The sequence below is a fragment of the Hyphomicrobium sp. genome (assembly GCF_035548195.1).
In the GTDB taxonomy this organism is placed as follows: domain Bacteria; phylum Pseudomonadota; class Alphaproteobacteria; order Rhizobiales; family Hyphomicrobiaceae; genus Hyphomicrobium_B.
Map to the genome: position 1 here is coordinate 1 of NZ_DASZTY010000020.1, position 9,715 is coordinate 9,715.

Annotated in this window: 10 protein-coding genes, 2 tRNA genes and 1 pseudogene; 7 read left to right on the forward strand and 6 right to left on the reverse strand. The window is 57.9% G+C overall.

The genetic code is table 11. The annotated features are described in order from the left end of the window. The 3 genes and pseudogenes from VHB22_RS06990 to VHB22_RS07000 all read right to left on the reverse strand — a co-directional run. Nucleotides 1-189 (reverse strand): annotated as a pseudogene (locus VHB22_RS06990) (histidine kinase); the annotation flags it as partial. 293 nt (nt 190-482) lie between these two features. After that, nucleotides 483-557 (reverse strand) — tRNA-Thr (locus tag VHB22_RS06995). After that, entirely contained in the window at nt 537-890 is a 354-nt protein-coding gene (locus VHB22_RS07000; protein ID WP_325456245.1) for a hypothetical protein, read from the reverse strand. The genes VHB22_RS06995 and VHB22_RS07000 overlap by 21 nt, the downstream gene beginning before the upstream one ends. Before the next feature lie 162 nt (nt 891-1,052). On the opposite strand from VHB22_RS07000, the gene murA reads away from it, so the two are divergent. From murA to VHB22_RS07020, 4 genes are all read left to right on the forward strand, one after another. Beyond that, nucleotides 1,053-2,342, forward strand: a complete 1,290-nt coding sequence (murA, locus tag VHB22_RS07005; protein ID WP_325456246.1) for a UDP-N-acetylglucosamine 1-carboxyvinyltransferase — start codon at nt 1,053-1,055, stop codon at nt 2,340-2,342. Between the two features lie 137 nt (nt 2,343-2,479). Further along, nucleotides 2,480-2,944, forward strand: a complete 465-nt coding sequence (locus VHB22_RS07010; RefSeq protein WP_325456247.1) for a DUF2948 family protein — start codon at nt 2,480-2,482, stop codon at nt 2,942-2,944. A 36-nt stretch (nt 2,945-2,980) separates the two neighbouring features. After that, complete coding sequence (hisD, locus tag VHB22_RS07015) at nt 2,981-4,279, forward strand: histidinol dehydrogenase (RefSeq protein ID WP_325456248.1); 1,299 nt, start codon at nt 2,981-2,983, stop codon at nt 4,277-4,279. 6 nt (nt 4,280-4,285) lie between these two features. Then, complete coding sequence (locus tag VHB22_RS07020; protein ID WP_325456249.1) at nt 4,286-4,783, forward strand: UPF0262 family protein; 498 nt, start codon at nt 4,286-4,288, stop codon at nt 4,781-4,783. 6 nt (nt 4,784-4,789) lie between these two features. Here VHB22_RS07020 and VHB22_RS07025 read toward each other — a convergent pair whose 3' ends face one another. Continuing rightward, nucleotides 4,790-6,016, reverse strand: a complete 1,227-nt coding sequence (locus tag VHB22_RS07025; RefSeq protein WP_325456250.1) for an adenylate/guanylate cyclase domain-containing protein — start codon at nt 6,014-6,016, stop codon at nt 4,790-4,792. A gap of 90 nt (nt 6,017-6,106) precedes the next feature. Further along, nucleotides 6,107-6,823, reverse strand: a complete 717-nt coding sequence (locus tag VHB22_RS07030) for a Crp/Fnr family transcriptional regulator (protein WP_325456251.1) — start codon at nt 6,821-6,823, stop codon at nt 6,107-6,109. Between the two features lie 143 nt (nt 6,824-6,966). Here VHB22_RS07030 and VHB22_RS07035 point away from each other — a divergent pair, with 143 nt between their 5' ends. From VHB22_RS07035 to VHB22_RS07045, 3 genes are all read left to right on the forward strand, one after another. Beyond that, nucleotides 6,967-7,716, forward strand: a complete 750-nt coding sequence (locus VHB22_RS07035) for a Maf family nucleotide pyrophosphatase (protein ID WP_325456254.1) — start codon at nt 6,967-6,969, stop codon at nt 7,714-7,716. A 14-nt stretch (nt 7,717-7,730) separates the two neighbouring features. After that, the gene (locus VHB22_RS07040; protein WP_325456252.1) at nt 7,731-7,952 is read left to right on the forward strand and encodes a DNA gyrase inhibitor YacG; all 222 of its coding nucleotides are present in this window, start codon (nt 7,731-7,733) and stop codon (nt 7,950-7,952) included. Nucleotides 7,953-8,046: 94 nt separating this feature from the next. Continuing rightward, a tRNA-Phe gene (locus tag VHB22_RS07045) sits at nt 8,047-8,122 on the forward strand. 100 nt (nt 8,123-8,222) lie between these two features. Here VHB22_RS07045 and VHB22_RS07050 read toward each other — a convergent pair. Then, entirely contained in the window at nt 8,223-9,230 is a 1,008-nt protein-coding gene (locus VHB22_RS07050) for a helix-turn-helix domain-containing protein (protein WP_325456253.1), read from the reverse strand. Nucleotides 9,231-9,715 lie beyond the last annotated feature (485 nt).

Here is a 9,715-nt window from a genome sequence, read left to right on the forward strand (position 1 = left end):
ATGAACGGCAACGCCGTCGGAAATGGCGCGCTCAGTGATAAGCCCATCGAGCGTGACGCCATCATTGCTGACGATCAATGCCCCAACGCTTTTGAGGCGAAGCCTCATCGCGGCGTTCTGGATGGTTTCGGTGGGCCTGACCATCATGAGGTCGGGCCCCTTAGCCTGCAAGATGCTTGAGACGTTCATAGACAACCCCTTATTAGAAGGTGCATGTCGCCCGATGGAGCGGCAGGTTTCCGCTCAGTGACGCCCGATCGGGCCTGGGTGTTCTCCTAGCTTTTCTTGAAGTACCGCCAGCCAAACGCCATGCGCGGTAAGGCGCGGAAATTAGCCGTGAAATGTGCCAAGACTGAGCCATGTCGAAGGCGTCTCGGTTGGCCGAAGGATCGACGGCGGATACCCCGAATATAGGTACCCGCGCGTCGTTCGGCCATATCCGCCGATGGTCCAACGAAGCGAGAATTTTTAGGCTGAAAAACTGGTGCTGCCGGAGGGGATTGAACTCTCGACCTCTCCCTTACCAAGGGAGTGCTCTACCACTGAGCTACGGCAGCCTGAATGGTCACGAGACGCCGGTAACAGGCGCCAAGAAAAAGCAAACGCGCCGATGAACCGACGCGCGCGGTGCCTGCTCTGCAGGCGGCCGGACACTGCCACAAGGCTTGACGGGGGGCAAGACGGAAAGCCAAGGTCGGAAATGAGGTCGCAGAAATAGGATTTCGCGCGCCGCTTCCTGCGAATTGCACATGATTGACCGTCATCAAAAAGAAAAATCCGCCCGCGTATCGCCAAAAGACGCCCGCGCCGCGCGCCTTGCCGAGAACCTTCGAGCCAATTTGAAGCGTCGCAAGGAAGCGGCTCGTAATCAGGCGAGTGGCCGCGATCACACCAATAGCGACGAATCCCCCGAACGAAGCTGAATCCGCGGATTGCCTGGGAAAATGCGCTTGCGAGGGCTGCCCTGAAACCGTTAATCAGCCACACTGGCTAAGAAGCGAATCTCGGCGATGCGCCGAGGCTTTGCTCCTCATTGGAGACAACGGGCATCAATGGATCGGATCAGGGTTACCGGTGGCCAGGCGCTCCGAGGCACAATCCCAATTTCCGGCGCCAAGAATGCAGCTCTCCCGCTGCTGATCGCAAGCCTCCTGACCGAGGACCGACTGACACTTAAGAACGTCCCGAACCTCGCTGACGTCAACTTATTGGTCCGTATTCTACGCAACCACGGCGTCGATCTCGCCGTCGACGGCAAGCGACCGGGGCCGGCGATGCACCTCGGCGACACCCTTCATCTGACGGCCCGGGACATTGTTGACACGACCGCACCCTACGAAATGGTTTCGCGGATGCGCGCCAGTTTTTGGGTGCTGGGTCCGCTGATTGCGCGCATGGGTGAGGCGAAGGTTTCGCTTCCGGGCGGTTGCGCGATCGGCACGCGACCCGTCGATATGCATTTGATGGGATTGAAGGAACTTGGTGCTGATATCGATATCGATGCGGGGTACGTCATCGCGCGTGCTCCAAAGGGCCTTCGTGGCGCACACATCGTATTTCCGAAAGTCTCTGTAGGCGCCACGCACAATGTCCTGCTAGCGGCAGCTTTGGCAAAAGGCGAAACCGTCATCGAGAATGCCGCGAGAGAACCCGAAATCGGTGACGTCGCGCGTTGTCTTTCGAAAATGGGCGCCAAAGTTGAAGGCATCGGAACGTCGACATTGCGTATCCAAGGCCGGGACCGGCTCGAAGGCGCGGTGCATACCGTCCTTCCCGATCGGATCGAAACCGGGACATTCGCCATGGCGGTCGCGGCGACGGGCGGCGACGTTACGCTCGAAGGTGGCCGGATAGATGATCTGAAATCCGCTCTCGACGTCCTTGCCGAGACGGGCACGACGGTCAAGGCAACAGACACTGGCATTCGCGTTATGCGCAATGGCGGCGCCATCGACCCTGTATCGATAGAAACTCAGCCGTTTCCGGGCTTTCCGACCGACCTGCAGGCGCAACTAATGGCGCTTCTTACGCGCGCATCAGGGACAAGCGTCATTCGCGAAACGATTTTCGAGAACCGTTTCATGCACGTCCAGGAGCTTGCGCGCCTCGGCGCCGACATTCAGCTTCATGGTGATACGGCGACGATCAAAGGCGTCAAGACGCTGAAGGGCGCGCCGGTCATGGCGACAGACCTGAGGGCATCGGTATCGCTGGTCATTGCGGGACTTGCGGGCGAGGGCGATACGATGATCAATCGCGTTTACCATCTCGACCGAGGCTTCGAACAACTGGAGCAGAAGCTCAGTCGTTGCGGTGCTCAAATCGAACGTCTGTCGGGTTGACGATTACGGCGAAGAAATCGATCGGCGGCGTTTGCCGTGCTCGGAGACTTCCATTTGGCCGGTGATGTTGCGCGCGACGGTTCCACTCGATAACACTTTTGCCGCGCTGGAGAATTTCGCGGAGACGTTCAAGACCGATGCCCGATCTCAGACTTATCGCATTGGACGCCGAAGACCTTGGCATTCTTTCGGCGCATCTGCAGGATGCTGTTCTTCGAACCGGCGAAATGTCTTATTTGCCGAGCGAAAAGCGGTTTGTCGCGATCGCTAATCGCTTCGATTGGGCAAAAGCCGTTGCGACACCGAAATCAAAGGCGGGTGAGAGCTACGAGCGGCGGCGAACCGGCATTCGTTTCGAACGCGTCAACGGCGCCAAACTGCACGGAATTGATCTTAAGGATAAGCGTGCCGTTTTGGCATTGCTCGCGATAACCTTCCAACGCACGGGGGATGCGGAGTCCCCTGAAGGCGATGTCACGTTGACTTTTTCCGGCGGTGCGGCCATTCGGCTCAACGTCGAATGCATCGAGGTCGAATTGAAGGATCTTGGTGCGGCTTGGTCCACGGACCGCTCACCGGAGCATCCAGAAGACGCAAGCTGAGCGCCGCGGACTCCCAACCCTCTAAGGAATGACTCAATGCCGATGCGGCTGAAGAGCGCCGATAAGGATTTTGAAAAACGGTTCGCCGAGCTGCTCACGCAGAAGCGCGAGGTTTCTGCCGACGTTGACAACGCGGTGCGGGAAATCATTGCCGACGTACGGGCGCGCGGAGACGCAGCGCTTGTTGACCTGACACTTAAATTCGACCGCCTGGATCTTCGCAAAATAGGTATGGCCGTCACCGCGACAGAGGTCGATGCCGCGTTTCAGGAATGCTCAAAAGAAACGATCGACGCGCTCCATTTTGCGCACGATCGCATCGCCGATCATCACCAACGGCAATTGCCGACGGACGACCGCTATCGCGACGCGGTCGGGGTCGAGCTGGGCCATCGCTGGACGGCAGTTGAGTCGGCGGGGCTTTATGTTCCCGGCGGTCTGGCTTCGTACCCGAGTTCCGTGCTGATGAATGCAGTCCCGGCGAAGGTCGCCGGTGTGCCGCGCATCGTCATGGTGGTTCCGTCGCCTTCCGGTGAATTGAATCCGCTGGTACTCGCAGCCGCCAAGATTGCGGGCGTAACCGAAATTTATCGCATCGGCGGAGCCCAGGCCGTTGCCGCGCTAGCCTACGGCACCGAAACCATCCGGCCCGTGGTGAAGATTGTCGGCCCCGGTAATGCCTACGTCGCGGCAGCCAAGCGTCAGGTGTTCGGCATCGTCGGCATCGATTCGATCGCAGGCCCCTCCGAGGTGCTGGTCATCGCCGACCGGCACAACAATCCGGAGTGGATTGCGACCGACCTTATTGCCCAGGCCGAACATGATACCGCCGCGCAATCTATTCTCATGACCGACGATGCGGATTTCGCCGCCGCCGTCGAGCAGGCAGTCGCGCGCCAATTGCAAACGTTGCCGCGCGGAAATATCGCGGGAGAAAGTTGGAACGCCTACGGCGCATCTGTCGTTTTGAATTCGCTGGACGAAGCTCCGGCATTAGCGGATCGTGTTGCAGCCGAGCATCTGGAAATCGCTACGAAGGATGCTGAAGAATTGGCTCAAAGAATTCGTAATGCTGGCGCTATTTTCATTGGGCACGCGACGCCGGAAGTGATCGGTGATTATGTTTCCGGATCCAATCACGTGCTTCCCACCGCACGCAGCGCCAAATTCTCTTCGGGGCTCGGAGTGCTCGATTTCATGAAGCGGACGTCCATTCTGAAGCTTGATGAAGCCGCGCTCGCAGCGGTTGGCCCTGCCGCAATGACCCTCGCGCGTGCGGAAGGGTTGGAAGGACACCGTCGTTCAGTGGAAGTGCGCCTCGCAAAAACGAATTGATGCCGCATGGATCAGGCCGTGAGCACAGTCGAAAGAAGTCGTGACCGTTTGGCGGATATTACGCTCGACACGAAGTCGCTCGGCCGTGCCAACGCCAATACCGAGCACGAGCGAGAAGTCGCAATCTTCGATATTCTCGATGGTAATTCCTTCCGCATCGAAGATTTGGATGATGGGCCCTACAAGCTGCATCTTTCGGTGATTGATGACCGCCTGCAAATGAGCATTGTTCCCGAAAGCGCAGGGACGGCGTTGGAACACGCAATAGCTCTCACGCCTTTGAAGCGGATCATGAAAGATTATTTCATGATCTGTGAATCCTATTACGAGGCTGTGCGCACGGCGCCGCCCGCGCGCATTCAAGCGATCGACGTCAGCCGCCGCGCCCTGCACGACGAAGGAAGCACGCTGCTTCGCGACAAGCTTTTGCCGAAGATCATCGTCGACGAAGACACCGCCCGGCGCCTTTTCACACTCGTCTGCACGCTGCACTGGAAGGGATGAGCGCCATCATCGCCGTCCGTTTAAGAACCAAACGTCCTGCCGGCCGACGCCCTTGATATCGATCGACCCGCGCGGCTCCAGCACGAACGTGCTATTCAGCGCTGCGAAACAGTCGGGACAGATCGTAATGCGTCCCGGTTCGCTCGACTGTTCGAGACGGCTCGCAAGGTTCACCGGATCGCCCCAGACGTCATAGCTGAACTTATTTTTTCCGATCACGCCGGCCATCATCGGCCCCGCCGCCATCCCGACGCGTACGCTAATCGGCACGTCCTCAGCGACGCTGATTTTGTGAACTGTCGCGACGAGATCGAGCGCCATTGCGGCGAGTGCCTGCACATGATCGGCGCGCGGGATCGGCACGCCCGACGCCACCATATACGCGTCTCCGATGGTTTTGATTTTCTCCACTCCGTGAAGCTCTGCCAGCGCATCGAATTCGCTGACAAGCCGATTGAGCAACGCGACGGTCCGTTCGGGACCAAGACCGCGCGCCATGCGGACGAAGCCGCTAATGTCGGCAAAAAGAACGGATGCGTCCGAAAATCCGTCGGCAATACGTTCCCCCGGAGCAGCCTTCAGTCTTTCGACAACATCATCAGGCAGAACATTCCGCAACACCGTCTCGGTCTCGGCTTTTGCTGTCTCGACGAGCCCGAACGCATAGTAGACGCACGCCGCAATCAAACCGAATGTCGTGATCGCGCCCTGCACATATAGGGAATTGATAACGCCGGCCTCTGCATGGAGGCGCGCTGCTTCCATCGGAAACTGAAACCATGCGACGAGGTGTAGAACGAGGGCAGCCGTCACGATCGCAAAGACAAGCCAGAAGCGGCGTGCTTCAAAAATGACGAATGGCGCAGCCGCCGCGACGACATATTGCAAAGGCGCACCGCCCAATCGTCCGAAATAAGAGGTGAAGCCTATAAGCGCAGTGAACTCCGCGACGACGAGCAGCAGTCCACCCGCCATCTCGTTGATCCTGTGCATCAGCGGCACAAACGATACGATGATCGCAAGGCCGAGATTGATGAGCACAACGGGCATCATTGATTTGTCACCCGACAGCCAGAGCTGAATTGCGTAAATGAACGTCGTCATTACGACCAAGGCAGAAAAAACGTTCACGATTTTGAGGCGGCGCTGGGTGTCGGGTGGATAATCTTTGATGCCGATACGCGATATCGCGCCGAAAACCGCCCTAATCGGGCGAACGCTCTGGCGGATCATGGCGAGCCAACCATCCGGTCTGGATTGCTCGTTATGTCGATCCAAGATCGTCATTGGATTGAACCGGGAAGCACTCTGTTCTCGGTGAACTCAGTCCTTTTCATCGACCCGGCCGATGCCGCTCAATGCAGCAATATCGCAAATGACCTGTTGTCCCCGCCGTTCGATTGCGCCTTCAGATTCGAGCATTCCGAGCGCGGCATTGACTTTGGGACGACTCGCGCCGACGAGAAGCGCCAGCTCGCTCTGCGAAATCGGCAGGGCAAGTGAAATCTTCTCAGCTCTGCCCTCTGGGTCTTTCTGCCGTACCGACGCGAGAAAGAAACGTGCCAGCCTCGCCTCGATAGGATGTAACGCGATCGCTTCGAGCTGCTCATCGGCGTCGCGAAGGCGGCCTGCGAGAAATCGCAAGGCGGCTTCGCCAATTGATAGCCGCGACTCCATAAGCCGCACAAACGCCGCCTTCGAAAGCATCAAGGTCTCGACGCGGTTGACTGCTGTGGCATCGGCGGAGCGCGGCCTCCCGTCGAAAATCGCAAGCTCTCCGAAGATCGAGGGCGGCTCGACATGCGCAAACGATAGCTCGCGACCGTCGGACGTCAAAACCGAAAGCCGGATGCGACCTTTGCTGACGATATGCAGCTCGGACCCCGGATCGCCTCTGGAAAAAATGACTTGCCCAGGTTCGTATGCGGCTTCCCGCAATTCTCCGGCAACCGCTTTGCGGCTTGCTTCATCGAGACCGCCAAAAAGCGGCGTTCGAGCGAGAAGTCCGGCCGGGTCCGCTTTGAGAGGCATGGTCGCCATCATCACCGCCAAGTTGCGGCGCTATTCATGCCCTGTTTTGCAGTCGCCCGCAACGCGGCCAGGACTTGCTAAAATCGGAAGGCTTGCCCATTGTCCGCGAAATCATTCTTGATGCCGAACGCGTTGCATTTCGCAGGCCGCCCATGATGTCGTCGCTGAAATCATCCATTATTCCGACTTTTGCTCGCACCGGCGCTGCGAGCCGGGAGACATTACGGCGCTCCAAGGCTCGCGAGAGAGCCGCATCGAAGGAGGAAATCGAGCGGCCCCGCCTGATCCTGGCGAGCGCCAGCCCGCGCCGCGTCACACTCCTCGCGCAAGTCGGCATCACGCCGGATGCGTTGCGGCCCGCCTCGATCGATGAGAGTGCCAAGCGGGGAGAAATGCCCCGCGCCCTCGTCACGCGTCTGGCGAAGGCAAAGGCGGAGGCGGCACGCGATCAGATCGCCAACGACGGCGATCTCGCGGATTCCTATATCCTCGCCGCCGATACCGTCGTTGCCATGGGACGCAAGATCCTCATGAAACCGGCCCACATCGAGGAAGCGATGGCGTCTCTACAACTTCTCTCGGGAAGGACGCACAAGGTGCAGACGTGCGTGTGTCTCATCACGCCCGACGATCGCATGCGGACGAAGATCGTAGATACACGGGTGCGCTTCCGCTACATCAGCCGGTCGGAGCTCGAATCCTACATCGCGTCGCGCGAGTGGCGCGGCAAGGCGGGCGGCTATGCTATCCAGGGACTGGCAGGCTGTTTCGTGCAGAGGCTGATCGGCTCTTATACGAATGTTGTCGGCCTGCCTTTGACCGAAGTCGTGGGCCTTCTCAATTCCGAGAAGTTTCCGATCCAGTACAATTGGCTGAAGTACGCCGAAGTCGATCGCGCGTAGGATCCTCGTTCGCTATGCCATCGCCCCAAGATCCGCGTAAAAGGCCTGTCCGTTGCCCGATTTGCGGCAACACCGCCGTCGAGGCCTACCGGCCCTTCTGCTCCAAACGCTGCGCCGACATCGATCTCGGAAAATGGTTCAGCGGAGGCTACGCCGTCGCGGGCCGGGACGAAGACGAGGGGGACGGAGCAGGCGCGAACGACGAGAAGAGAAGCTCGGACGGCGATAAAAAATGAAGCCGGTCGCGCGGCATTTCGGGGCGCTTGCATCCCGCGAAGCGCCCCCCTATAAGGGCCGGACTTCGCAGAGGGCCCCTGGCCGCGAAGGCACGCCCAGGTAGCTCAGTTGGTAGAGCATGCGACTGAAAATCGCAGTGTCGGCAGTTCAATTCTGCCCCTGGGCACCACGTCACCCGACATCAAATCGATCGTCGAAATCCAAGATTCGGTCCTCTCTCTATTTCTCTTGATAAGAGGCGCGGGTCAGCAAGCGCGCAGCATCGGCACTTACCCAAACTTCGAACGAAATTCGCGTGGCAAACAGCCGAACTTCTTCTTGAAGGATCTGTTGAACGTCGACAGATCGTTGAAACCCCAGCGGTAAGCCAGGCTGCTGATTTGCTGGCCCCGTCCCACATCCGACTGAAGGTCGGCACTGATGTGTTCGAGGCGTTTCGATCTCACATAGTCACTGAAGGTCATGCCAAAGACTGCAAATTGTTTGTGTACGTAACGAACGGATATTCCCAAGTGTGCAGCGACGGTACTCGGCGATAGATCGCTGTTATCCAAGTTGGCTTCGATGTACCGCATCATCTCTCGAGCGCGTCGGCTCGACATTAGATCGATAGATTCGAGGCGGCGGTAATCTCCGTAGTCCGACGACGCAATTGAAAGCAAAGTCGCGCACACCCGACCGAGAGCTTCCAATTCGTCGGACGAAGACGATAACATATTCTGAGAAAGAAATTTAAGGCTTGCCGCTAGGGGCGCAATGATTTTCGGTCCCGGAATTGCCAAATTCTCGAATGTTCTACCTTCACACGAGATCCGGTCCTTCGGAATGCTGAAGGATATATCCTCGAAAGGGCAATCACCAACTTTGATATGATTTACCGGCCGCGTGCTGTCATAGATGATAAGATCGCCACCCTTCGCGCTCGTCATTCGGCCGCCTTGCTCGATGACAAGTTCACCCGATATGACATAGTTCGCATACAAGCAGAGGTCGGGCGACTTGGAAATCTCAGACTTAGCCCGAATACCCCTGATCGGCGTCATTCGAGAGCGGCCGAACGATACTGAACGTGTCGTAAAATTCGTAATTATCGCGCTGAAGTTTTTTTCCGGTCTGCGTTCCAATGACCACGGCATAAAGGCGCTTGCAATGGCCTCCCTGAATGCCGAAAACGCCTCGTTCGGCGCGTAGGATCCAGTATCGCATATGCTTAGATGCGGCCCCGGCATCGCCCGAGCTTGCGTTGTCATCCTCGCCTCCATGGAAACTCTGGCCATCGGCTAGGCGTTGCACGTTATCTTAAGCGGGGCGTGCCGTTTCTAGTGATATCTAATTCCAGCGCTTCATGCCATCCCAATATTTTCGTAAAAAAGTTATTCTGCTTTCTGCATTGCAGCATTGAGGTGCCGATAATATTCAGTATGAGGAATAACGGCGCTATGAGTAAAGCCCGAAAATAAGGATTATGCGGGATATGAGCGCGTTGATGATCGTAATGTTTGCGTCGTCGGCGCCATAATGCCTTCTATTTCGAACTCGATCCGCCGGTCGAACGTCCCGGATGAAAGAAGACTTTCCGGAATTGGCTCGCGATCTCGCACAGCCAGTGCATCATGAACCCAATCTGTTCATTCTGGCCGTAGCCGCTTCAAAAAAAATCGAGACAAATCCCAGCAGGGGCCGTGCGCGCTCATGCTCGCGAGAAGACTCGGCCCGGCCCGACAGAACATCGGCCGGCATGACGGCCAAGGAACCGGCGGTT